Below are 24,243 nucleotides of genomic sequence, written 5' to 3' on the forward strand. Positions count from 1 at the left end.
TATCCGCCGATGGCTTCATGAGCATTCACAGTAAATCTTCAAGTCTAACAAGCCAATCATTCTCTATCATTTTTGGCAATATAGTAAATTGTATGAGGTCACTTCAGAAATCTTTCATAAAAGAATTCAGTATTTTAGTCAGCTATTTTTTCCTTGCATAAAAAAACAGCCGCTGGGAAGCGGCTGCACCAAATTTCTTTTTGCTATTTCTGTTCAATCCAAATTTCACTTTCAAAACCTTGTGCTTTTATTGCAGCCCTTCCTCCAATCGGGATAGTGGCATAAGGCTGTACATGGCCAAAATTCACATCAGCTATCACAGGAAGGCCGTGAAGCTCTTTTTTCGAATCAATAATCTTTCTCAGCGCCTCTTCGGTAACATGGGAATTCTTCTGAAACCTGCCAATCAGAATTCCTTTAATGCCTTGAGCATCAGGCAGGTGCAGCAGTGATTGGAGATCCCGATCAAAGGTAAGAGCATGTGATTCCTCATCATCTTCAATAAATAAAATTGAATCCTTTAATGATGGCATGAAATCTGTCCCCTGCAGCAAATTAAGTGTGCATAAATTCCCTCCAATTAATCTGCCTTCTGCATTCCCTTCCTGGATTACCGTATACCCATTATTTTTGATGAAATGCCTGTCTTCCTGATCAAGGTACCATGGATCATCACTCCAATGTGGCGATGCGAGGATTTCATAAGGAGCGTCATTGGTTACTGCATTAATAAAAGAATCAAGAGTGTACTCAAACCCATGTTTAACACCGAAGCTTGAAAAATGCGGGCCAGAATAGGTGATCAATCCTGTTTTTTTATAAACGGCGCCCTGCAGTGCTGTGATATCACTAAATCCGCAAAATATTTTCGGATTGTTTTTTATTATCCCGAAGTCTATGTAATTCAAAAGCTGGTTGGCGTTATAGCCGCCAATCACTGTCAGGATTCCCTTTACATTAGGATCAGTAAAAGCATCATGCAAATCTTCAATTCTCTCTTCAATAGAAGTACTGAAAAACTCATCATGAAGTTCTGCATTTTTGCCGTATGTGACTGTGAATCCAAGCTGATTCAGCCGTTCCTGGGCGATTCGCAATTGTTCGCCTTTTATGAGGGCCATGCTTCTTGACGGTGCAATGACCCGGATCTCATCCCCTGGCTTTAAACGCTCTGCAAGCATTCTGTCCTCTCCTTTGCCGCTTTTAGTCTTGTTTATTGTTCTACATTCTATCAGATACAGTCTCTTTGAGAAATAACTGTTTTTACATAATGAAAAAAGGCCAGCTTTTCAGCATGGCCTTCTGCTTTTATACTATTGCAGGTTCCCTTCTTGGTGCATTGCTTTTCTTCTCTACAATATCCCTTGCAATCCAAACTCCGCACGCTCCCGCTTGTGCGAGCCCTCTGGTGATGCCTGCACCGTCCCCGCCGACATATAGGCCGCTGATTTCCGTTTCGAATCGGTCATTCAGTCTTGGGCGCGCAGAGTAGAATTTTGCCTCCACGCCATAGAAAAGTGTATGTTCTGATGCAAGTCCAGGAGATACATGGTTTAAAGCCTCAGTCATTTCAATCAGGCTTTTCATTGTATTATATGGAAGCACAAGTCCTAAGTCGCCAGGTACCGCTTCTTTTAAGGTTGGCTCCAGAAATCCTTCCTTAATCCTCTTCTCAGTAGATCTTCTTCCTTTTAATATATCTCCATACTTTTGAACAATGATTCCGCCGTTTGAAAGGCTGTTGGCAAGCCTTGAAATTTCGTGTGCATATTCATTTGGCTTATCAAACGGTTCTGAGAATGTATGGGATACAAGGAGCGCAAAGTTTGTATTAGGGCTTCCCAGTTTAGGGTCTTTATAAGCATGGCCATTCGCAAGCATGATTCCGGAGTGGTTTTCCACTACGACGTGCCCAGATGGATTGCTGCAGAATGTCCGCACTCTTGTACCTACAGATGTATTAAATGTGAATTTTCCTTCGTAAAGATGTTTATTGATCTCTTCCATGACAATATTGGAAGTTTCAACCCGGACGCCAATATCGACCTGATTATTGATCATCTTTAATCGGCGGGACTTCAGGAGGTTTGCCAGCCAAACAGATCCATCTCTCCCGGGTGCTACAACCACCTTATCAGCATGAACCTCATTTCCGGACTTCAGCATGACACCCTTAATGCGATGCCCATCAGGCGTTTTTTCGGTTATGAGGTCTTCAACCTCAGTCTTATAGGACATATCAATTTTTTCACGCAAATATTCATAAATGCTTTTTAGTATTTCAAGGTTCTGCTCAGTACCTAAATGCCTAACCTGTGCACGAAGAAGTTTTAGTCCCGCTGCATAACCGCGGCGCTCAATATCTCTCACTTCATCAGTCATTGGATCTGTGATGCTTTCAGTTGCACCGTGTTTCAAATTAATTTCATCTACATATTTTATCAATTCAACAACCTGTGAATCAGGAAGATAATCTGTCATCCATCCGCCGAATTCACTTGTAATATTGAATTTTCCATCTGAATAAGCACCTGCTCCGCCAAAACCATTAGTGATTGAACATGCCGGCAGACAGCCTGCATACTCTTTTCTTCCCGCGGCAGGCGGGCATTTCTCAATCTTTTTCTGTAAAATCGGACAATTTCTCCGATAAATATCATGACCTTTATCAATTAATAAAATATTTGCTTCAGGCATTTTTAATGTTAATTCATAACAAGTAAATATTCCAGCCGGTCCAGCACCGACTACAATAACATCATAATTTGCATTCATCGTCCTTTTCCTCCAGACGCATTATTCGGTAATTTCATTAACCCTAGGTAACTATATCAAACACTGAAGAAAGGGTCAATCCTTTTTACGAACTATTTAATTAAATCAATATATATTGTTCGGTTTTGAAATAATTTATGTAAAATTCCGTGAATATCACAGCACCTGCAAGCTCCTCAACAAAAAGAAGACTGCTCATAAAGAGCAGCCTCCACAAGACTTATCTAATGTTACCAATTTCCACAGCAGCATGCTCCGATAATAATCAATAGAATGAACAATACGACGATCAATGCAAAACCGCCATATCCACATCCTCCATATTGAGCACCTGCTACAGGATAGCCATATCCTGGATAGCATTGGTCATAGCCAGCACCAGCAACTGCACCTTTATACATTAATAATCACTCCTCAACAAGATTTCTTGGGCATTTTCAATATTAATGTATGTGCGCAGAACTTGACCCGCATGTGCATTTGCCCATTTTTATAAAAAAACGGTGAACTCCATTTTAAACCTTCCCCCATAGCCATTATTAGGGTACGATAACATTAAGAGATTCAGAAGAGAAGCGGGGGATTCAAACCAATGAAGAAAAGGAAGATCGGCATATACTTTTTTATCATCACTTTTATATATGGTTTGTATCATTTGTTTGATAGTTTTTCTAAAGCCGAAGGGGCAAATCCAAGTAACGTATATCAAAAGTTATCGTCAAAAGAGAATATCAATTACCTCATTATTGGGGACAGCATAGGCAGGGGGTCGGGTGCGACCTCCAAATCATCTGCATGGTTTACAAGGCTTGAGCGGCATATGCATAGTGAATTTGGGATTAAAGCCAAAAGGCATTCCATAGTCCAAAGCGGTGCCACTGCCTTTGAAGGTTTATATAAGCTTCAGCAATCCGAACATTTAGGAAAAATTGACTTAACTTTTATCGTGTTTGGGGAGAATGACCGCAAATATATGGATGAAAAGCAATTTTCATATTTCTACGAAGGACTTATCCGGAAAACCAAACAGCTCTACCCTGACACCGAGATCATAACCATTACAGAAAATCCGCTTGATAATGAGGCATTTGTTCAGGCAATTTCAGTTATCTCTAATCACTATGGTGCAAAAAATGTGGATATGAGAAAACCATTCGGACAATCCGGAATGCCTGCAGAGGAACTGACTAAGGATATGGTCCATCCAAATGATGAGGGCTATAAAATATATGCAAATACACTAATCAGGAAAATAAGAGAATTAGCAGGCAGTCATGCAGAGATTGCTGAACTTTCTGCCCCCATTCATGAAAATGCGGATATCGAAATAGCATCCATCCCTCATGTTACCGATATATCGGGTTCATTTATTCACAAAGACGGCATTTGGGAGAGCAGCAAGGCGGGTGACAGTCTTGAATATCAATTTAGCGGCCCTTTTCTTGGAGTCAATATGATTCGAAGCGAAAAAGGCGGGAAGATGGATGTTTTTATAGATGATATTTATATTACATCTTTATCCGCCTGGTGGCCTCTGACTAAAGAAAGATATCAATATATTGTCAGCGGCCTCGAAAACGGACCGCATCATGTGAAATTTATTGTGACTAAAGAAAAATCAGTGAATAACAGTACTGACGATGCAGTTATTCAAATATCCTCCATACTTACAAAATCAGAATAGCAAAGTTTTTTCGTTCGAAAGAGGAGAGCAATTCATGAAGAGTTTATTCAAGAATTTTATTAATGGGATTCTAACGATTGTGCCCATTATTTTAGCAATATTTGTTGTGGTCAAAACCTTTTTGTTTCTTGATGGCATTACAGGGAATCTCTTAAAGCCTTATTTAAAAGATGATTATATACCGGGAATAGGATTGCTCGCTACACTTATCCTTATTACCTTATTAGGATGGCTTTCAACAAAGTTCATTACCGGATCCATTATTAAGCTTGCAGATCGCCTGCTGGAGAGAATTCCTCTGGTTAAAACGATTTACACTGTCATTAAAGATACTGTTCATTCCTTTCTTGGTGAAAAGAAATCATTCTCAAAAGTAGCATTGATTACAATCCCAGGAACTGAAATGAAGAGCCTTGGGTTTATTACTTCGGAAGGACTGGAAGATTTTTATGACCCGCTGAGGGAATATGCAGCTGTCTATGTACCCCAAACCTTTCAGGTTGCAGGCTTCACGTTTCTAATACCTAAAGAGCAAATAGAAATCATAGATGTTAAGCCCGAGAATGCAATGAAATTTATTCTATCTGGGGGAATGACCTCGAAGGGAACACCAAACAAGGAACGAAGTTTATAAAAAATCATGTATAAAGCCGCCCAATCATTGGGGCGGCTTTTTCTGATTATTTCGCAGTAACTGTCATTACTGTAGATGTACCTCGCGTTACGGCTCCAGCTGCATTCTTCTCAAGAGAAGCGACCTGGTCGCCATTAGTGATAATGATCGGAGTGACAGTGCTTTTTGCTTTTTCCTTAACTAGGGCTAAATTAAACGTTACAAGCTTATCACCTTCGCTGACATTTGATCCCTCAGATATATGGGTCTCGAATCCTTCCCCTTTCATCGAAACCGTTTCAAGGCCAATATGAATTAAAATCTCGGCACCATTCTCAGCACGAATCCCAATTGCATGCTTGGTAGGGAACACTTGAACCACTTCTCCATTCACCGGGGAAACAACTACCCCTTCTGCAGGTTCGATTGCAATACCGTCCCCCATCATTCTTTCTGCAAAAACAGGATCAGGCACTTCTTCCAGATTAACTGCTGTACCTGTCAAAGCAGCCTTAACCTCTATTGCTTTAACTGCTTCCTTTTTGCCAAATAATTTCTTAAACATAAAAACACCTTCCATTTCTTAGTTCTCATCATTAAATAAACGCAGAAACTCTTTATAGCCTTCTTCCTCCAGTTTTTCCTTAGGAATAAACCTAAGTGCAGCAGAATTAATGCAATAACGGAGGCCCTCAGGTCCCGGCCCATCATCAAATACATGACCAAGATGGGAATCTGCTGATTTGCTTCTCACTTCTGTTCTGACCATATAGTGGCTGCGGTCTTCTTTTTCCACAATTTCCTCATCCTGTATGGGCTTTGTAAAGCTTGGCCAGCCACATCCTGCGTCATACTTGTCTTTTGAGCTGAAAAGAGGCTTGCCGGAAACGATATCGACATAGATTCCGTCTTTAAATTCATTCCAATATTCGTTGCGGAATGGCGGCTCTGTGCCATTATTCTGAGTTACTTCATATTGCATTGGATCAAGTTTCTGCTTCAAATCTTCTCTATTTTTTTCCATTATTCTTCACCCCAATGCTTATTAATAAATGCCTTTCTTCCTGAGCCGGTTTGATAGGAATTGTATCTTTCCGGATTTTTCTTGTAATAATGCTGATGATAGTCTTCTGCAGGATAAAATTCTGAAGCAGGCAGAATCCTGGTAACAATCGGTTTCGTAAATGGTCCGGTTTCTTCAAGCTTTTGTTTGGATTCTGCTGCCGTTTGCTTTTGTTTTTCATTGTGATAAAAAATCGCAGTCTGATATGATTGGCCGCGATCATAAAACTGCCCGCCTGCATCTGTTGGGTCAATCTGCTGCCAATATAGTTCAAGAAGCTTTTCATATGGGAAAACCTCAGGATCAAATGTAATTTGAACCGCTTCGTAGTGACCAGTCGTTTCTGAACAGACTTGCTGATAAGTTGGACTTTTTACATTCCCTCCGGTATATCCAGATACTACTTCTTCAATTCCAGGCTGTTCATCAAAAGGCTTTACCATACACCAAAAGCAGCCTCCTGCAAACGTTGCCTTTTCAAATTCTTTCTTTGTCATGTACTCCACCTCTTTCCGGCACTTTTCTATCTTTTACTTTTCCCTTAGAAAAATGATTTAAAGCTATATACATAAGATTAATGAAAAGATTCTATATATGCAAAAGAAACCTCTTTAGTGAAGAGGTTTCTGAATTTTTACATTCTTTTCTTCTTTGCTCCAGCGCTCACTTTTTTCCAGCGTTTGCGCTCTTCAGATTGAGCTCTCTTATCTTGCTTTCTGTCCAGATAAGCGAGTTCCTTCAGAAGCTTTTTATAGCTATTAAGACGTGCCTTTGATATGCTTCCGTCTTCTATTAACCTATGCACAGCGCAGCCTGGTTCATTTTCATGTGTACAGTCCCTGAATCTGCAGTTTTCAGCGGCTTGCTCAATATCCGTGAAGCTTTCAGAAAGCCCGCTTTCACTTTCCCATAGCTGAAGCTCTCTCATTCCTGGAGTATCAATTAATATGGCGCCGTCAGGAAGAAGGATGAGCTCCCGATGAGTAGTTGTATGCTTTCCTTTATCATCACTAATTCTAATATCCTGGACTTTTTGCTTATCCGCGCCTAGAAGATAATTTGTAAGAGTGGATTTTCCCACTCCTGAAGAGCCGAGTAAGGCGATTGTTTTTCCTGGCTCTAAAAACGGCTTAAGCTGATCTATTCCCATCTCTTCAATGACACTGGTTGAAATAACAGGTACACCCATGGCAACACTGCCCACCTCACCGAGCTTATCGTCCAGATTTTCACAAAGATCAGCCTTGGTAAGAACAATGACAGGAGCTGCCCCGCTTTCCCATGATAAAAGCAAATAACGTTCCAATCTCCTTAAGTTAAGATCCTCGTTAAGAGAATTAACCAGGAAAATAGTGTCTACATTAGCTGCTACAATTTGCTCTTCAGTGTTCAACCCTGCTGCTTTCCGTGAAAATTTGCTTTTTCTTGGAAGGACAGCATGAATCGTACCACGCTGTTCGCCCGCCCTTTCTTTGATGACAGCCCAGTCACCGACAGCAGGATAATCTTCTCTGGATGATGCATCGAAAGAAAACTTACCTGATACTTCACAAAGCATTTCACCGTTATCTGTCCAAACGCGATACATTCTTTTATGCTCTAACGCAACACGGCCAATTTGATATCCTTTTTCTTCATACGCTGAAAATGCCTCTTTAAAAAAGTTATTAAATCCAAATTTATTAATTGTCAATGTTGTTCCTCCATGCTTATAGAAAATTATTTTACATACAAAAAAACCATAAGCCATCAGCCCATGGTTTTATAATGCAAAGTTCAATAAGCAGTGGAAAACAAACTGGTCCGCTCGATTAAACGATCACCATCTGGGCTGTGCCTGAATTATATACAATGAACGTATTTGCATAAAGTTCTCTTTTCATAGCACATCACCCGCTTTCGTTTATTTGTTTATATTATATGGAATATTGCACCAGAAGTAAAGCCCCTTTTATTTTCTTTACTTCAATTTTCACATGTGGCATTCACCAGGCAATAGCATATGTTTTTGAAGCAATTCTGATTTCAGACTAATGCGTTCAAAATTCGTTAACAAAAAGGGAATCCTTTACAAAAGGATTCCCTTTTCTCATTGAACGGGCACAAGAAGAGTAAAACGAATATCGTCCTGCTTTAAATTAAATTCATCCACTTTTACTTTCACATCACTTTTCAGCTTCATTTCCTGCAGCGACACATAAATTCGTTCTTGCTGCGGCTGGATTGTAACCCCTTCTGGAAGCTTGTAGCGGTCTTTTACCAGCTTTAGGACATGTGATACAGGGAGATTCAGCTGTCCTACAGATATGGATTTTTGCTGAAGGACTACATCCCCATTCTCCAAGGCTTCTGGTTCAAATGATAATTTCATTTGCAGATCCTGGCTGAAGAAAGGGATCGTGCCATATAAATCAACTTCATCATTCAGGAGAACTTTATAATCTATTGCCCCTGTCAGTCCTTCTTTTTCAAGATAGTGGTTAATTACTCTATTCAAGTCTTCTTTATTGGCTTTTATGTTAAAAGGAACATAATTATCACTATTTTCGGTGATCACTGTATAGTCTTCATCATCTGCCGGCATGCTGATAAAAATAAACAGCACAATTAAGATGAATGCATTAATGACCAGCAGCGCAAAAAACAGCTTTTTCCATTTGCTATCTTTCAATCATCTTCTCTCCATTTCCTTCTGCTTTGCTTTTATATGGAATTTCTTTCAGAACTTCTTCTGTGAGGATCTGATGAACTCGGCCAGCTATTAATTCATAGCCTTTGTCATTTGGATGAAAATAGTCTGTATATAAAAGATTATCATCGGTATTTTCAAATATATCATCTATTTCAACAAAATACGTTCCCGGATAATTTTTTAATATAGACTGGCTTGTGCCATTCCAATCTTCAAGAATATGATTTATTTCGGTTATTTCGGAAAACCATTTTAAGAATGGATTATATAATCCTATTAAAACGATTTTACTATTAGGGTTTACCTCTTTAATCGCATCTAAAACCTCAATCAGATTTTGCTCATAGTTTTTCTTTTCTTTAGTAAAAGCCCTCAGCTTTAGGTTTGAAAAATTCTCACGGACAACTTTCATAACATCATTTCCGCCAATGGTTATGATAATCGCGTCTGCTCTCTTCACAACATCTTTCACTTCTTCAGTCCCTAATTTTTTCAATAATTGATCGGAACGATTGCCTCTTACTCCAAAATTATAAAAAACAGCGTCTCGAACACTTTTGTCTTTTTCCAGTGACATTTCAAGATATGGCACGTAACCTCCACGCTCAGTACTGTCTCCAACCCCCTGGGTTAAAGAGTCCCCTACTGCAGCAACAGTAAGATTTCTTGGGAAAAAGTCGAGGGGAATTTCCTCTTTAAGTGTGAGTTTAGATTCTTTTTCAGAATGAATGATTTCGCTGTTGTTTGATGAACTGCAGGAGGCGAGAAGCAGCATGATCAAAAAGATGAAGGTGAAATTTTTTATCATACTATCACCTGCCTAAATAAGTCATTCATATTATAACATGTACTATACTATTAAAATAATTAGCTTTTACCCGGTAGGCTCCCAGGCTTATCCGAAAAGAAAAATAGACCTTTTCCAAGGTCTATTGCAAAGCTTTAATATCATTCATTATTTCCTCTAATGGAATTTCATTAAGACCAGTATAGTATTTCATTACATTTCCGTTTTGATCAACAAGGTAAAAATCAGTTCCATGGATCACCTGGTCGCCTGTTTGAGGCTTTTTCACAATGGTTTTAAAGTAGTCCATAGCATACTTCTCAATTTCCTCCTGGGCATAGCCGGTCAGAAAATGCCAATTGCTGAAATCTGCATTGTATGTTGATGCAAATTCCTTTAATACCTCAGGTGTATCAACCTTGGGGTCAACACTGAAAGATACAAATTCGATATTTTCAATGCCTTCCTTCTCGGCCAAATCCTGAAGCTTTTTCATATTAGCTGTCATTGGCATACATACATCTTCACAGTTTGTAAAAATAAAGTCTGCAACCCATACCTTGCCTTCAAGATCCTTTAAGCCAAATTCCTTATTGTCCTGGTTTGTATACTTAAAATCTGCAAGTTCCCAGTTTAGTGCATCCTTTATGCCACTCTGTCCGCATGCTGAAAGGACTATTAGCAAAAAAGCTGAAACGATACTAGCAAAAACCCTTTTACTCATACATTCACCTGCTTTAATTAGTTACGATGCTAATTTTAGCAAATATTCATGAAAGAAGAAAGAAGTACTTGTGACAAACTTGTGAATAGAAGCTTTTGCCCTTTTTTTAATAATTCCGGGCTAAGATGGAAACATCCGCAAAAACACTCGTCCATTCAGGGTGTTTTCGTTTTATGATTGGTCATTATCTCATAAAATGTCCTGATAAAATTTGAATAATTAAATTGCACAGCAATCCGATGAATCCGATATTTCATCTTATCTTCAGAAGGTACATGCCTAAAATCTCCAATACTTTGTCCGAATGCATCCCCTTTGTTGACAATTATTTTTACAGGGACATCCATATATTGAATTTCAGCTCGTTCAAGAATTGCCCAAAAGGTTAACAAATCGTGGAGGGGACTGCCGCTTATGCCAGGGTAAGTTTCTTTATAAAAATTAAAATAGTAATCAACCATAGGCTTAAGAAGCAAGCCAACTTTATTTTGCACAGACTGATAATAGGCATCAAGGGCGTCGACAATAGCTGGTGTAATGATTGCAGACATCGTTACATCCAAAGGAAGAATATGAATTTTTTTCGGTGCATTTGTAAACACGACATTGGCCGCATACGGATCCCCATAAAAATTTGCCTCAGCCACTGGAGTCACATTGCCAGGAACATTGAATGCCCCTCCCATTATATAAAAGTCACTGACTTTACTCATGAGTCCAGGGTAAAGGATGAATGCCGCAGCCAGTGAGGAAAGTCTGCCTACATTTATTATAACCATATCATTTTCATACTTCTGGATCAGGCCTTTGAAATCATCGAAATTTTCAAATATATTATTGGAATTCTCAAGATTCGGCATAATCGGGCCGAGTCCCTCTATACCGTGGACGTCCGGATAATACACCGGAACTTCCCCTGTTAACGGCAAAACAGCTCCGCTGAATACAGGAATTTCCTTGTGTCCAGTTATTTCTTGCAGGTAGGCAGCGTTTCGGATGGCATCTTCCCTTGATACATTTCCATAATCTGCAACAATCCCAACGATATTGATTTCTTCTGAGAAAAAGGCAAAGATCACCGCAACAAAATCATCTATACCAAAGTCACTGAATAATAGGACATTTTTTTTCTTCAACCCTACACCCCCATAATTCATTTTATTCGGGGGATAAACAAGAATGGCAAATATTTTCAATTATAGAATGAAAGTTAATAAAATTAATCCGTAGCCAGCGGAATGAATATCCGGAAAACCGTTCCTTTTCCTTTTTCACTGTTAACCTCAATACGTCCCTTCATCCGGTCGACTATTTGGTAGCACACCAGGAGGCCCATCCCAGTTCCCTTTTCTTTCAAAGAATAAAAAGCGGTCCCCAATCTGTCCATTTCTTCCTTTGTCATACCTACTCCTGTATCAGAAATTTCAAAAACACTATATTTACCTTCTCTGGATACAGACAGCGACAAACGGCCGCCATTTTTCATGGCTTCAATGCTGTTTTTGTATATATTGATCAAAACCTGCTTTAACTCACTTGCATTCCCTAGTATCCATATCCCTTCAGAGATCTCCGAAACAACAGATATATTTTTTGACATCATGGCATATGAGTTCATTAAATCAATTACACTTGCAGCAAGGTCTCCGGCATTAAAAGACTCTACTTGTTCTAAATCAGGTTTGGCAAGTGATAAATAATCGTTTATGATTGTTTCCGCTCTCTCCATCTCATCAATCATAAGCTTTATGTACATTTTTTCTTCTTCAGTCATTTCTTCCTTAGCCAGAAAAATCTGGAGAAATCCTTTTACCACTGTCATTGGGTTCCTGATCTCATGTGCGACCGAAGCCGCAAGCTGGCCAATTGCGTTCATCTTTTCAGCTCTTTGCAGCTCCTTAAGAATCTTTGTCCTTTCCATGATATGCTCCATTTCCCCTATTGCTTCTTCAAAGCGATGTGAAGTGGAAATATTCCTTTGTACTGCCCCAAATTGTTCGGAAGTCGCGGACAGCCTTTCAAAAAGGATAGCCAGCCGGGTTGTCATAAAGTTAAATCTCTCAGAAAGAATGCCTAAATCTGCTTGATTAGAAGGCTTTAACTTTACGTTAAAGTTACCGCTGCTGACTTCCTTAAAACCAGAAATAATATCATTAATTGGCTCTAATACTTTTTTAAGACCCTTTTTCAAAACAAAATATACTAAAAAGATAATGATTAAAAACAAGCCAGATAAATAAAGGGCTAAATCTCTTTGAATCGATTTCAGCACAGCTGCATCAATATCTATGCATAAAATGGCAATAATATTTCCCTTGGAGTCCTCTATAGGTGCAAAGGCAGAAATCCAGGTGCCAAACTGATCCTGATAAACCTCACTGGATACAGCCTTTTTTTTCTGCACAGCATTCGTGAAGCCATTTATAAAATCGTCACTTGCTGAATAAAGCGAAAAAGATTCCAGGCCCATTTCTTTAAAGCTTTTGGAAGTTACCAATAATTTTATCGAGTTATCATCAATTTTTTCCGGCATCAGCAGTGATGCATTTGAATAAGCTGACTTTTCATTCACTAATGAAATAAGATGATGCAGCTTTTTATATGCAGGATGTAACGGATCGTGATTTTCCTTAACTTTTTCAACATCTTCGTATGTTATAACTGAACTCCAAAGAGATGCCATGTCTGTCACTCTATCTGTAAGCCGTTCTCCAGCTGCCGGTTTTCAACCATAAAGCTGACACCTGCTGTAAAAACCGTGACAAAAAAAGAAATGAGGAAGGAGAATAACAGCACTTTTCTGAACAAAGGCAGATTTTTTATTTGATCCTTCATATAGCAGTCACCGATTCCTTTTATTCTAAGTAGCTATCTAACCTCTTTCGGCAAAATTCTGCTGAAATCCTTTAAAAACGCCAAAGTTTTAAAAAGCAGGCATAGAGTTATCCGCAAAAAAACGCATAGCCTGATTAGCCATGCGCTAGTTTTATTAATCTTCCAGATGATACATAAATCCAATAGCTCCTGGTCCCGTATGCGTACTGATAATTGGAGTTGTTTCTTCAATTTCAATCTCTGCAGCAGCATCCAGCTCTTCAATCATTTTCTTCAGTTTTGAAGCTAACTCAATGCCTTCTGCATGGACAAGGCCTACACCTTTTATTGTTTTCCCTTTGATATCCTCTGCAAATTGCTTGGCCAAATATTTGGCAACCTGGGTATGGCTTCTTACTTTGGCGACAGGTGTGTATACACCGCCTTCAAGCGAGGCAATTGGTTTTATATTCAGCAAGGACCCGATCATGGCCTTGCCTTTGCCGATTCTTCCGCCTTTTACGAGATTTTCCAATGTATCCACTACTACAAACAATTTAGTATTACCGCGAATGGTTTCCAGCCGGCTGACAATTTCCTGTATACTTTTCCCTTCGCTGGCCATTTTTGCAGCCTCTAAAACCTGAAAAGCCAGTGCTTTGGATATATATCTGGAATCTATCACTGTAACATTTGCATGTGACATAGCAGCCGCGCTTTCTGCTGACTGAACAGTACCGCTCATTCCGCCAGTCATATGAATAGAAAGAATTTCATAGCCCTGGTCACCAAACCTGTCATACACCTCAGCGAATACTCCCGCAGGAGGCTGTGAGCTTTTAGGCAACTCGTTCGCTTCTTTCATTTTTCTCATGAATTCAGATGGAGTAATATCAACCCGGTCCAAGTATGTATTTCCTTCAATGTGAATAGATAGCGGGACGACTTCAATATCGAATTTTTCAATTAATTCGCTGGATAGATCAGCTGTAGAATCTGTAACAATTTTTATTTTAGCCATTATGCTTTCACTTCCCCTGCATTAACAATTAGTTCATATTATACATTCAAGCAAAATACAAATAAAGCAATAAATACAAAGCTTGTATTTCTCCTCCTCAAGCAGCAAAAAAAAACCGGCTGGCTGCCGGCATCAATGTTGTTAAGCGTTATTTTTTAATTCTGGAGTCTTAAAAATCTCTTCATAAACAGGCCACTTTAAAACTCGCTTTAGATATTCTCTAAAAGAATGGTTCTTAAGTGTTTTTTCATTGGCGTTAGTGGCCGCAATAAAAGTTTTCAAACGGACTTGGATCATAAAATAATAAGGGTTATCTTTTGCCAATACAGGAATTTCAATAATTTTTACCTTCTGTCCAACAGCATTTTTGAACTCTAGGCTTTTAAATAGCAAAATATCAATCCTCTTTTTCACCCGTTTGTTTATATTATACCCCAAATACGGCACGAAATGTGTCTGATTATGCTATCTGAATAATTTTTTTATGAAGAAGCCTCATCTGAATTCTCTGCCTTTTTAAGCTTTCTTTTGTAGACAATTTTTGATAAGTTGATGCTTATTTCATAAAGCAGAAGCAACGGAATAGTGACAAGAATATCAGACATGAAGTCAGGAGGTGATATAACAACCGAAATCACGACAAGGACAAAATAAGCATACTTCCTGATCTTTGTTAGCACATAAGGATTAATGATTCCTAGTGAAGTCAGGAACATAATGACTACAGGGAGTTCAAACAAAACTCCAAAAGGCAAAGTCATATTAAGCACAAAGCGGAAATATTTATCCGCAGTGAAATTAGCCTCAAACATTTCTCCACCCAATTCAACAAGAAAACTTAATACGGTGGGGAAAATGACAAAATAGCCGAAGCAAAGGCCAATAATGAACAAAATAAAAAGTGCCGGCACATAAGAAAGAGAAATCTTCCGCTCAGCTGCTGTCAGAGCAGGCTTGACAAACAGCCAAGTCTGCAAAGCCAGAACGGGAATTGTCCCTGCAACTGCAATAACCGTAGCAAGCATAAAGTAAACCCAGATAATATCACTTGGGCCCAGGACAATCAATTTGACATCCAGGTCTCTTACCAGCCATTTATAAATATCCTCCACAAAAACAAAACCTGCAATAAAAAACAGGATAAATGCTGATGCCGTTATAATGAGTCTTTTTCTTAATTCATCCAGATGTTCGACTAAATTTAACTCTTTTTCTTCCATACAATTCTCCTGCTAATTTTATAAAAAGCCAGGCTTTGGACCAGCCTGCTGTATCTTAATCCAAAACAAAAAGGCGCAAGAAGTATATCCTTACACCTTATTTAACCGTTTTTTTCTTAGAATCCTGTTCAAGTTCTTCCATTACGTCACTCGTTAGGTCACGTGTGGATTTTTTGAATTCTCTAAGTGTTTCACCAAAAGCACGGCCAATTTCCGGCAGCTTTTTGGTCCGAATATGATTAACGCCAAAACAAGGATTAAAATTAATCCCGGAACACCAATATTTGAAAGCATATTCACATCTCCTTTAAAGTACTTCCCTTCTGAATCTAATACGATTATAGTACTTTTCAAAGGAAATGTCACAGATATCATAAAAATTCATATATCAGTCACAAATCATAGTAAATAAAAATGAATCTGCAAAGTCATCGGGGTACTTATACCAGCAGATGAAAAAGGTTACTGTCTTTGTTTATCTCTTTGTATGAGAATCCCTTTTTATTCATTCTCATAATGAGGTCACTATAATCCTCTTTATTCTTTAACTCAATTCCAACAAGGGCTGGACCATTTTCTTTATTATTTTTCTTCGTGTACTCAAACCGTGTAATATCATCTGTTGGGCCAAGAACCTCGTCAAGAAACTCTCTTAATGCTCCCGCACGCTGAGGAAAATTCACAATAAAGTGGTAAAGCAGGCCTTCGTAAAGCAAGGACCTCTCTTTAATCTCCTGCATTCGTCCAATATCATTATTGCCTCCGCTGATCACACATACGACATTTTTCCCTTTAATCTGCTCCCTGCACATATCAAGTGCGGCTATTGGCAGCGCACCGGCAGGCTCAGCCACAATCGCATGCTCATTATATAATTCAAGGATCGTCGTACACACTTTCCCTTCAGGAACCATAAAAATATCATCAACCAGCTCATTGCAGATCTCATAGGTTTTTTCACCGACACATTTTACTGCCGCTCCATCTACAAACTTATCAATTTCATCGAGAGGTGCTACTGTTTGAACCCTGATTGATTCACTCATCGACGGTGCTCCTGCCGGTTCTACTCCAATCATCTGCGTTTCCGGTGAAATACTTTTTATGTAAGTGCTCAGTCCTGCCATTAATCCGCCTCCGCCAATACTCGCAAAAACAAAATCTGCAGGCTCCTCACAGTCGTTAAGGATTTCCACCGCTACCGTCCCCTGTCCTGCAATCACCATTTCATCATCAAACGGGTGAATAAATGCCCTGCTTTCCGCCTCTGCACATTTAAGAGCTTCGTAATAGGAGTCATCAAAAGTATCTCCTACGAGAATGATTTCCACTGAATCCCTTCCAAACAGCTCCACTTGACTTACTTTTTGCCTCGGTGTGGTTGCCGGCATAAAAATTTTCCCCTGGACTCCAAGATGCCTGCAAGCATAGGCGACTCCCTGTGCATGGTTCCCCGCACTTGCACAGACAACACCATTTTCCAGTTCCACTGCAGTTAAAGACTTAACTTTATAGTAGGCACCTCTTAACTTAAATGAGCGGACATGCTGAAGATCTTCTCTTTTTAGATAAACATTGCACCCATACTTTTCTGATAGACGTTCATTTTTCTGTAAAGGTGTATGGGCAACAATATCCTTTAGCTGCTGGTATGCAATCAAAATATCTTCCAACTGCACCCATTTTTTTGTCATTACCTTCTGTTCCATTTTGCCACCCTCTTCTTTACAAGTTATTAATTTGTACATTATACCATGACAAATCATGTTTTCAATCGGGTTTTTTTAAAATTTACATTTTTCGAATTATTTTAAGGGTAGAAATCGCTGAAGCTGACATATAATAAGCAAAAGTTAATTTATATCTCAAAGGGGTGCGGGAATGGAGTTTTCTTTATGCAGTCTGGATAGTGCTTTGCCTGTGGAAGTAACATTGGATGAAGATAACGGCCGGTATATGATTCGGAAAAGCGACACGAGCGGGGAGTACTTCAACAGTGCTGATGAATTAATACAGTGGGTGAAAACCAACTTTACAGCAGAAGAGTTTTGCGATCCCAAAGAATACCATGGAATGATTCAGAAGCTGACAGATTATTTAGTGAATCCCAATTTCTAAATTAATTAACCGCTAAAAAAAGGCCCCTGACTGAAAGGGGCCTTCTTTTTATGATGCGATCTTCTTGCCTTTAAGGCTGCTGCAGATTATTTCTCTCACTTCCCGGGCAAGAAACTTTGCATCCAAATCTTTAACAATCTTAGAGTTCACTGGCTTACACACCCGGATTTCTATTTTAGCAGGCTTTATAAGTCTCCCATTCTTTTCAAAGACATCGGCTGTTCCTTTAATAGAAATTGGCACAATCGGAACACCCGCATCCTGTGCAAGCCGGAATCCTCCCACTTTAAAAGGCGCTACCTGCCCGCCCTTGCTTCTGGTTCCTTCCGGGAAAATCAGGAGAGAGTGCCCCTGCCTTAAAAGTAATGCAGCATCCTTTAAAGAATTGATAGCCTTGCTGCGATTGCTGCGATCAATAAAAACACAGTTCATGACTTCCATCCATGAAGAGATGATGGGTGCTTTCTTAACTTCAACTTTTGAAATAAAACCAAAAGGTTTATCAATGGATGCAAGAAGGACTGGAATATCAAAATCTCCTTCATGGTTGCAAACAATGACAACAGGTCCTTCGGGAATCAATTCCTGCCCCTTAATTTTCAATTGAGAGCCTGAGATTTTCATTATTGCTCTGGCCCACTTCTGAGGCACATTATGGATAATGCGGTCGCGTTCCTCAACAGGGAGCGCAGGATTCATTTTCCTCATGCGGGTTAGTGCAGGCAGGCTATAAACCAAATATCCGCCCATATACAGAAAAAAGATTATTAATCGAAGCATAATGACCTCCAGGTCTTGGGATGGTTTACATTATATAATAATCAGTTTTTTTTCACTATATGTTCACAGTTTCTACTAAAAAAGCAGCCCACTGGAGCGAGCTGCCTTTTTTAGATTATTTTCTTTTATAAATGAGGAATTCAAAATCATATGGATTTTTTTCATCCCTGGTGCCCTTCTCCCTTGAAAGGAGATCCCATTCTGACATATCTAATTCCGGAAAGTATGTGTCTCCTGCAAATTGATCATAAATCATAGTCAAATAGAGACGATCTGCTGCAGGAAGAATGGCTTTAAAAATCTCGGCACCGCCAATGACGAAGATTTCATCTTCCTTTACACCGCTGTACTTCAGAAGCTCTTCAACCGAATTAACAACTGTGCACCCTTCACAGGAAAAGGATTCATTGCGGGTTATAACAATATTCTCTCTCCCCGGCAGAGGTCTTCCGATTGAATCCCAGGTTTTTCGTCCCATGGCAATCGGATGCCCCATCGTAGTTCTTTTAAAGAACTTTAAATCCTCAGGCAGATGCCAGGGAAGTTTATTGTCCTTGCCGATCACACGATTCTCATCCATTGCCCACATTAAAGAAATCATACACTGACAACTCCTTTAATATGAGGGTGGGGATTATAGTCTTCCAGCTGGAAATCATCGAACTTAAAGCTGAAAATATCCTTCACATCCGGATTAATAATCATTTTTGGAAGCGGTCGGGGATCACGGCTCAGCTGGAGGTTTACCTGGTCAATATGATTCTGGTAGATATGCACATCTCCGAAAGTATGTACGAATTCACCAGGCTCCAGATCGCACACCTGTGCAACCATCATAGTCAGTAAAGCATAGGATGCAATATTAAACGGAACCCCGAGAAAAACATCCGCAGATCTCTGATAAAGCTGGCAGGAAAGCTTTCCATCTGCTGCATAAAACTGGAACATGCAGTGGCAAGGCGGCAAAGCCATCTTTTCTATCTCCCCAACGTTCCAGGCATTAACAATCAGCCTGCGTGAATCGGGATTTGTTTTAATCTGTTCAATCAGGCTGCTAATCTGATCAACTGTATTCCCATCAGCACCTGTCCATGATCTCCATTGATGACCATAAACCGGCCCAAGATTGCCTTCCTCGTCAGCCCATTCATTCCAGATTCGCACACCATTCTCCCGAAGGTATTTTACATTTGTATCACCGTTTAAAAACCATAACAGCTCATGAATAATGGATTTCAAATGCAATTTCTTTGTTGTTACCAATGGGAAGCCTTCCTGAAGGTTAAAGCGCATCTGGTAGCCAAATGTACTTATTGTTCCTGTACCCGTGCGGTCTTCTTTCTTTGTACCATTCTCCAAAACATGCCTGCATAGATCCAAATATTGTTTCATTTCAACCCAACCTTTTTTAAATACTTAATGATATTGTACACGAATTTCCGGAAGTTTCACATGGGATAAAACTTTAAGAAACCCCTGTTTTTTTCAACAGGGGTAAACTTAGTTTAATTTGTTTATAAACTCATAGGTTTTAGGAGCATTCACACTTAATAATTTCCTTGATTCCCCTCCTGCAAAATACATGGCAAAAGCTTCAGCGAAATATTCTTCAGGGAAGGAAAGAAAATAATTTTTACCCGGAAACAATTTAGCTTTCTCAGCTTTCCAGACAGAGAGAAACTTCTGATTAAAACGGATGCCATTGTACACATGGCGATCAACAGAATGGGCAAGTTCATGAAGTTCCAGATTAACGGAGCCATGGCCTTTCCCCTTATCACTGTATCCTATTTTAACAAGGACTGTTTTTGACCCGCCAATCCCCGGTACATCATCCCAGGTGGTTCCCCCTGTATAGCCGCGGGGAATTACCCCTTCAAGGTGCTGGGCTGTAGGATTATCAGTAAGCTTTCCTACGAATAGTTTCACCCTGATATCTTCATCCTCTATTTTGGACAGAAGGGAGGCGGGCAAATTATCCACCCGGGAAATCATTTCAGCAGCCTCTCCCTCATCAAAAGGTTCAAGCGGCAGTATAAAAATGTCGCCAAGCTGTCGTGGAGATTTTAAACTGAGAAACTCTTTAAGCTCGGAGGAGTGCGGATAATCCTTTAGTTTGATCCCGCCCATGGCAGCCTGAGAGTTCCCCAGCAGTGCAAGGGAAACCATCATGATTGTAAATGTCAGTGCCATTTTGCGCATTATAAAAGCCCCTTCTGTTAATCTAAGATGTATAATTTACGGGCAACAGAGCTCTTTGAAGTGTCTAAGCTGCGGAACTGCCTGAATGGAGAAAAAAATTTTTTACCGTTCTGTTAATCTACTAAAATTATAACATACGAATGAAAGAATTGAAGGAAACAAATGATGGGAAAATAAAATGAAAATTCAAAAAGGGCCCGAGTAAATTCGGGCCCCAGCCAATGGTCAGCTTTATTAAGAGTATGAACGCACAACATCTGACAGGCCTGGAGAAGCCGTTCCAGTGCCAACTGCAGCAAACTTCCAATCGCTTCCATGGCGATAAATCTCACCAACAATTAAACTAGTTTTTCCGCTGTAATCATCAGTCAGGTTATAGTGAATCAGCTCTTGTTTGCTGCCTGAGTTGACAACACGGATGAAGGCATTTTGAATCATCCCAAAATGCTGCTTTCTCTTGACGCTGTCATAGATGTTGACAACGAAGACCATTTTGTGAATGTTAGCAGGCACTCTGCTTAAATCAATCAGCACTTGTTCGTCGTCTCCATCTCCTGCACCCGTCAGATTGTCCCCGGTATGCTGGACACTTCCATCACTGCTTTTTAGGTTGCCGAAATAAATAACATCCTTATTGCTCTTAAGCTTTCCATTTTCACCAAGCATGATAACAGAAGCATCGCAGTCGATATTCGCACCGCCGCCGCCTCCGAATAAAGAGCCCAGGAGACCGCCGCCTCCACTTTTTTGCACTGGATCCCAGCCTAATCCTACCATAATTTTAGATAATCCCGGATTTCCTTTAGTTAAGTCAACACGCTGGCCTTTTTGAAGATTTATTGCCATATCAATTCCACCTCATCAATAATTTATATTTTATTTAAAATGAGCAGCTGCCTAACCCTGCTGCTTCATTTTTTTAAAGTTGTCCTGCAGCTGTTCCAGTCTCCTGGTTCCTTCTTCACGTAAACGCTTGTTTTCTTCTTCTATTGATTTTGTCTCCTGCATACCTTTCATGATGATATTCCAGGATTCCTCAATGGTTTCAATCTTAATGCTCGGGCCGCCTGCCAATCTTGCGATATCCGCACTTTGATTAGAAATATTCTGGGCATTGCGCACAAGCATTTCATTTGTCCGTCTGTCCAGCTCGCTCATTGAATCTGCAACAAGCTTTTGTCTCTTAGCTGCCACTGCCTGAATCAGGCCATTCTTAAAGATTGGAATAGTGGTTACGAATGCAGAATTAATCTTCCCGATAAGCTTGGTATTGCCTCGCTGAAGCAGCCGGATTTGCGGTGCAGTCTGAAGAGCAACCATTTTAGCCATTTCAAGATCATAGACTCTTTGCTCCAGCAATTCGATGGCATTTCTTAATGTATCCAGCTGCATCGAAGCCATTTGATCCCCCTGAGCCGCCCGTGCTTCCAGCTGCGGAAGCTGATTGGCTTTTAAATCGTCGGCTTTCAGCTGTCCTGCCACAGCATATTTTTCGAGAGTCAGATAGTACTGATAATTTTGCTCATACATTTGTTCAAGCATGGTTGTGGAGTCAACCATTTCACTTTGGTATTTGGATATTTCAACATAAACTTTATCAATTTCCGCGCCCATTGTCTGATATTTTCCGAAGAGCTTTTCAATCATCTTTTCTCCGCGCTTGAAAAGCTTGCCAAAGATTCCTTTTGATCCTTGCTCGAAATCCTTCTTGTCAAATTTGTCCATAATTCTGCCGAGCTGCTTTAAAAGTTCACCTGAATCTTCAACCTTCGTTGTTCTCATGTTGCCCAGTATCTGATCTGAAAAGCGGGATATCTGGACAGCAGGCTCTTTACCGAATTCAAGTATTTGAATTTGGTCCTTCTCATCTATGGACCTGGCCAAATTTTGCACCTCAGGCTCCTGCCTTAAAGCAAGCTTAATTTCTGATACCTTATTCTCGGTTAATTTGTCATCCTGCACCTGTGTTGTTAAATTCAAGTCTGTTGCTTTAGTCGGATTCATTTTCAATCACCCTTTAAATTTTTTAATAAGCCTTGAAAGAGAACCTTCTTTAGAAAGGAAGGCTCCTTAAATTCCTGTTCAAAAACAACATCCTCAAGCCAATGGACATCATATAAATCTTCCTCAATGAAGTTTTCAATGTCGTTATGGCCCGGAGGATTATACAATACAATATCCAGTCCAAACTGATTAAGCAGCAAAAGAAGTGCGGCATCCGATCTTACCATCGTCCCGTTCAGCTCGTTGTTATAAAGGATAATCTTAGGGACTTCCTGAGAGTAATCAAATTGCTGCATTAATTTTAGAATACTCGGCGGGATCTGCAGGCTTTGGCTAAATAGATAAATCTTCAATTCTTCTTCCGATTCGCTGGAAAGCGGCTTTAAACGCGGATGTTCACACATATTCCTAATGGCCATTGCAATTCCATTTTGCAGGCCGCCAGGAAGCTGCTGATACCTCCAATAATGTCCAGCAATGATTTTTTCAGGGTCAAGTTTCCCTTCCCTGTCAAGAGCATTGCGATAATGGAACCGAAAATCATTGTTGACGCTATTTGTAAAAGGAAATCTCCTTATCAGCAAACTTTCATCATACTGACTGATTGTTTGAATTCGATCCCAGTATTCCTTGCGGTTCCTGCTTACACCCAGGACCTTTGAAAATAAGGAAGGTATCATGACCCTTCCTTCTTTCACTTCGAAGTTAGGGCGGATCATGGCTTTCTCTTTGATTAAAATAAAGAGCTCATCATAAGTGGTTTTCAGAGTTACAGAGGAAGGTGTATAATCCCGCAGCTGCCAGGGTTTATATAGTCCTGAACCCTCATGGTTAAGTATCGTTTCGATTTCCCTGGAGGCCCTATAGGCAACTGTAGCACTCCTTCTTCTCTTTTCTTTGGGAAAGGGCTCTGGCTTTTTCTTTTCAGGGTAATGATGAACAAAAGACTCCTGAACCACCGGATCCATTTTTACCGGAAGATCTTCCCCTGAAGGAGAAAAATAAAGAATATCGCACCCGATTTGAATTAAGTAGTACAAAAAATAATAATGACTCTTTGTCCCATTGCCGTACCATAGGATTTTTGGCATGGCCATTTTAGGGTCAATATCTTTAAGTTCTGTCCCCAAATGGTTAGTGGACCACTTAATCACATCTACAAGCACTCTTCGGATATCCTGGTTTTTTAATCCGGCTGGTTCATGTTCAGAAAAAAGTTTCAGCATACTGATCATCGCTTCTCTTATCTTCCTGTGCATAGAAGGTGAGGATGATTTAAGCAGCAGCTGTTCCCCATCAAGGAAAGCAGCAAAGCGATTTATGGATAAATCCTGTTCACGGTTTATGTTCAGGACTTTTTGTATCGCCTGGAACTGCTGATTATTAATGGTCTTATCCAGATGTTCTTCACTCAAAAGGTGAAGCCCTGCATTCTCTGTGTAAATAAGATCGAAAAGATGATTATAATATTCATCTTCATCGAGCGGAACCCCAAGAAACCTGGCAACAATCTGGCCTATATGCAAAGTTTGCTGTTCCTCTCTGTAAGTTTCACGCTCGTGATTGGGCTTGGTTAAGTGTGAGGTCCAATTCTCATATGTAACCTTTAAGATGTGAGTTTTGATTTGACTGTACGACAAGTTCAATTTATATCCCTTCCCTCTATGAGCGAAAGATGCATTCTTATCATTTCATTCAAAAATGGCGTTTCAGTTCCCGGATAATGGGACCGGGAAATAATATGTA

At 39.9% G+C, this 24,243-nt stretch carries 27 protein-coding genes and 1 pseudogene; 3 read left to right on the forward strand and 25 right to left on the reverse strand.

Annotated elements, in window-relative coordinates; translation table 11 throughout:
* Window positions 1–203 precede the first annotated feature (203 nt).
* The 3 genes from ACXAD1_RS16305 to ACXAD1_RS16315 all read right to left on the reverse strand — a co-directional run bounded on the left by ACXAD1_RS16305 (window position 204) and on the right by ACXAD1_RS16315 (window position 3,176).
* A complete protein-coding gene (locus ACXAD1_RS16305) occupies window positions 204–1,181 on the reverse strand; it encodes a S66 family peptidase (protein WP_474910593.1) in 978 nt (325 codons plus the stop codon).
* Between the two features lie 127 nt (window positions 1,182–1,308).
* Window positions 1,309–2,775, reverse strand: a complete 1,467-nt coding sequence (locus ACXAD1_RS16310) for an NAD(P)/FAD-dependent oxidoreductase (RefSeq protein ID WP_206837933.1) — start codon at window positions 2,773–2,775, stop codon at window positions 1,309–1,311.
* A gap of 230 nt (window positions 2,776–3,005) precedes the next feature.
* Entirely contained in the window at window positions 3,006–3,176 is a 171-nt protein-coding gene (locus ACXAD1_RS16315; RefSeq protein ID WP_206837936.1) for a YjcZ family sporulation protein, read from the reverse strand.
* Between the two features lie 191 nt (window positions 3,177–3,367).
* On the opposite strand from ACXAD1_RS16315, the gene ACXAD1_RS16320 reads away from it, so the two are divergent.
* Both ACXAD1_RS16320 and ACXAD1_RS16325 read left to right on the forward strand, forming a co-directional pair.
* Window positions 3,368–4,459 (forward strand): SGNH/GDSL hydrolase family protein, encoded by a 1,092-nt coding sequence (locus ACXAD1_RS16320; protein ID WP_206837938.1) that lies wholly within the window; start codon window positions 3,368–3,370, stop codon window positions 4,457–4,459.
* Between the two features lie 34 nt (window positions 4,460–4,493).
* On the forward strand, window positions 4,494–5,093 hold the full coding sequence (locus ACXAD1_RS16325) for a DUF502 domain-containing protein (protein ID WP_206837940.1): 600 nt from the start codon (window positions 4,494–4,496) through the stop codon (window positions 5,091–5,093).
* A gap of 46 nt (window positions 5,094–5,139) precedes the next feature.
* Here ACXAD1_RS16325 and ACXAD1_RS16330 read toward each other — a convergent pair whose 3' ends face one another.
* From ACXAD1_RS16330 to ilvA, 15 genes and pseudogenes are all read right to left on the reverse strand, one after another.
* The gene (locus ACXAD1_RS16330; protein ID WP_474910594.1) at window positions 5,140–5,637 is read right to left on the reverse strand and encodes a PTS sugar transporter subunit IIA; all 498 of its coding nucleotides are present in this window, start codon (window positions 5,635–5,637) and stop codon (window positions 5,140–5,142) included.
* A gap of 18 nt (window positions 5,638–5,655) precedes the next feature.
* Complete coding sequence (msrB, locus tag ACXAD1_RS16335; protein WP_206837944.1) at window positions 5,656–6,096, reverse strand: peptide-methionine (R)-S-oxide reductase MsrB; 441 nt, start codon at window positions 6,094–6,096, stop codon at window positions 5,656–5,658.
* Window positions 6,096–6,632, reverse strand: coding sequence for a peptide-methionine (S)-S-oxide reductase MsrA (gene msrA, locus ACXAD1_RS16340; protein ID WP_206837947.1), 537 nt, complete (start codon window positions 6,630–6,632; stop codon window positions 6,096–6,098). The genes msrB and msrA overlap by 1 nt, the downstream gene beginning before the upstream one ends.
* Before the next feature lie 137 nt (window positions 6,633–6,769).
* Window positions 6,770–7,828 carry a ribosome small subunit-dependent GTPase A gene (gene rsgA / locus ACXAD1_RS16345; protein ID WP_474910595.1) on the reverse strand — a complete coding sequence of 353 codons (1,059 nt, stop codon included), beginning with the start codon at window positions 7,826–7,828 and terminating at the stop codon, window positions 6,770–6,772.
* 396 nt (window positions 7,829–8,224) lie between these two features.
* The gene (locus ACXAD1_RS16350; RefSeq protein WP_370223876.1) at window positions 8,225–8,806 is read right to left on the reverse strand and encodes a YpmS family protein; all 582 of its coding nucleotides are present in this window, start codon (window positions 8,804–8,806) and stop codon (window positions 8,225–8,227) included.
* Window positions 8,796–9,635, reverse strand: a complete 840-nt coding sequence (locus ACXAD1_RS16355) for an SGNH/GDSL hydrolase family protein (RefSeq protein WP_474910596.1) — start codon at window positions 9,633–9,635, stop codon at window positions 8,796–8,798. Before ACXAD1_RS16355 ends, ACXAD1_RS16350 begins: the two co-directional genes overlap by 11 nt.
* 121 nt (window positions 9,636–9,756) lie before the next feature.
* Window positions 9,757–10,338, reverse strand: a complete 582-nt coding sequence (locus tag ACXAD1_RS16360; protein WP_206837957.1) for an SCO family protein — start codon at window positions 10,336–10,338, stop codon at window positions 9,757–9,759.
* A 155-nt stretch (window positions 10,339–10,493) separates the two neighbouring features.
* Entirely contained in the window at window positions 10,494–11,474 is a 981-nt protein-coding gene (locus ACXAD1_RS16365; RefSeq protein ID WP_244671119.1) for a nucleoside hydrolase, read from the reverse strand.
* Window positions 11,475–11,557: 83 nt separating this feature from the next.
* Window positions 11,558–13,021, reverse strand: coding sequence for an ATP-binding protein (locus ACXAD1_RS16370; protein WP_474910597.1), 1,464 nt, complete (start codon window positions 13,019–13,021; stop codon window positions 11,558–11,560).
* A gap of 5 nt (window positions 13,022–13,026) precedes the next feature.
* Window positions 13,027–13,173, reverse strand: a complete 147-nt coding sequence (locus ACXAD1_RS16375) for a hypothetical protein (protein ID WP_474910598.1) — start codon at window positions 13,171–13,173, stop codon at window positions 13,027–13,029.
* 154 nt (window positions 13,174–13,327) lie between these two features.
* Entirely contained in the window at window positions 13,328–14,173 is an 846-nt protein-coding gene (locus tag ACXAD1_RS16380; protein ID WP_206837961.1) for a DegV family protein, read from the reverse strand.
* A 141-nt stretch (window positions 14,174–14,314) separates the two neighbouring features.
* Entirely contained in the window at window positions 14,315–14,566 is a 252-nt protein-coding gene (locus ACXAD1_RS16385; protein ID WP_206837962.1) for a DUF2535 family protein, read from the reverse strand.
* 89 nt (window positions 14,567–14,655) lie between these two features.
* Window positions 14,656–15,393, reverse strand: coding sequence for a twin-arginine translocase subunit TatC (tatC, locus tag ACXAD1_RS16390; RefSeq protein ID WP_206837965.1), 738 nt, complete (start codon window positions 15,391–15,393; stop codon window positions 14,656–14,658).
* 97 nt (window positions 15,394–15,490) lie between these two features.
* Window positions 15,491–15,768: pseudogene (locus ACXAD1_RS16395) on the reverse strand (twin-arginine translocase TatA/TatE family subunit).
* A gap of 65 nt (window positions 15,769–15,833) precedes the next feature.
* Entirely contained in the window at window positions 15,834–17,102 is a 1,269-nt protein-coding gene (ilvA, locus tag ACXAD1_RS16400) for a threonine ammonia-lyase IlvA (protein ID WP_206837970.1), read from the reverse strand.
* A 172-nt stretch (window positions 17,103–17,274) separates the two neighbouring features.
* On the opposite strand from ilvA, the gene ACXAD1_RS16405 reads away from it, so the two are divergent.
* Complete coding sequence (locus ACXAD1_RS16405) at window positions 17,275–17,511, forward strand: hypothetical protein (RefSeq protein ID WP_206837973.1); 237 nt, start codon at window positions 17,275–17,277, stop codon at window positions 17,509–17,511.
* Window positions 17,512–17,559: 48 nt separating this feature from the next.
* On the opposite strand, the gene ACXAD1_RS16410 is transcribed toward ACXAD1_RS16405, so the two are convergent.
* The 7 genes from ACXAD1_RS16410 to ACXAD1_RS16440 all read right to left on the reverse strand — a co-directional run bounded on the left by ACXAD1_RS16410 (window position 17,560) and on the right by ACXAD1_RS16440 (window position 24,137).
* The gene (locus ACXAD1_RS16410) at window positions 17,560–18,291 is read right to left on the reverse strand and encodes a lysophospholipid acyltransferase family protein (protein WP_206837976.1); all 732 of its coding nucleotides are present in this window, start codon (window positions 18,289–18,291) and stop codon (window positions 17,560–17,562) included.
* A 115-nt stretch (window positions 18,292–18,406) separates the two neighbouring features.
* Window positions 18,407–18,892: a dihydrofolate reductase gene (locus tag ACXAD1_RS16415; protein ID WP_206837979.1), complete on the reverse strand. Its 486-nt coding sequence runs from the start codon at window positions 18,890–18,892 to the stop codon at window positions 18,407–18,409.
* Window positions 18,889–19,683, reverse strand: a complete 795-nt coding sequence (locus ACXAD1_RS16420; RefSeq protein WP_206837982.1) for a thymidylate synthase — start codon at window positions 19,681–19,683, stop codon at window positions 18,889–18,891. Before ACXAD1_RS16420 ends, ACXAD1_RS16415 begins: the two co-directional genes overlap by 4 nt.
* 108 nt (window positions 19,684–19,791) lie before the next feature.
* On the reverse strand, window positions 19,792–20,493 hold the full coding sequence (locus ACXAD1_RS16425; protein WP_474910599.1) for an anthrax toxin lethal factor-related metalloendopeptidase: 702 nt from the start codon (window positions 20,491–20,493) through the stop codon (window positions 19,792–19,794).
* A gap of 234 nt (window positions 20,494–20,727) precedes the next feature.
* Window positions 20,728–21,339 (reverse strand): TerD family protein, encoded by a 612-nt coding sequence (locus tag ACXAD1_RS16430; RefSeq protein ID WP_206837987.1) that lies wholly within the window; start codon window positions 21,337–21,339, stop codon window positions 20,728–20,730.
* A gap of 51 nt (window positions 21,340–21,390) precedes the next feature.
* Window positions 21,391–22,497, reverse strand: a complete 1,107-nt coding sequence (locus ACXAD1_RS16435) for a toxic anion resistance protein (RefSeq protein WP_206837989.1) — start codon at window positions 22,495–22,497, stop codon at window positions 21,391–21,393.
* A 2-nt stretch (window positions 22,498–22,499) separates the two neighbouring features.
* The gene (locus tag ACXAD1_RS16440; RefSeq protein ID WP_474911323.1) at window positions 22,500–24,137 is read right to left on the reverse strand and encodes a YceG family protein; all 1,638 of its coding nucleotides are present in this window, start codon (window positions 24,135–24,137) and stop codon (window positions 22,500–22,502) included.
* Window positions 24,138–24,243: the final 106 nt, after the last annotated feature.

It is taken from the genome of Cytobacillus sp. ABV4_503 (genome assembly GCF_056158445.1).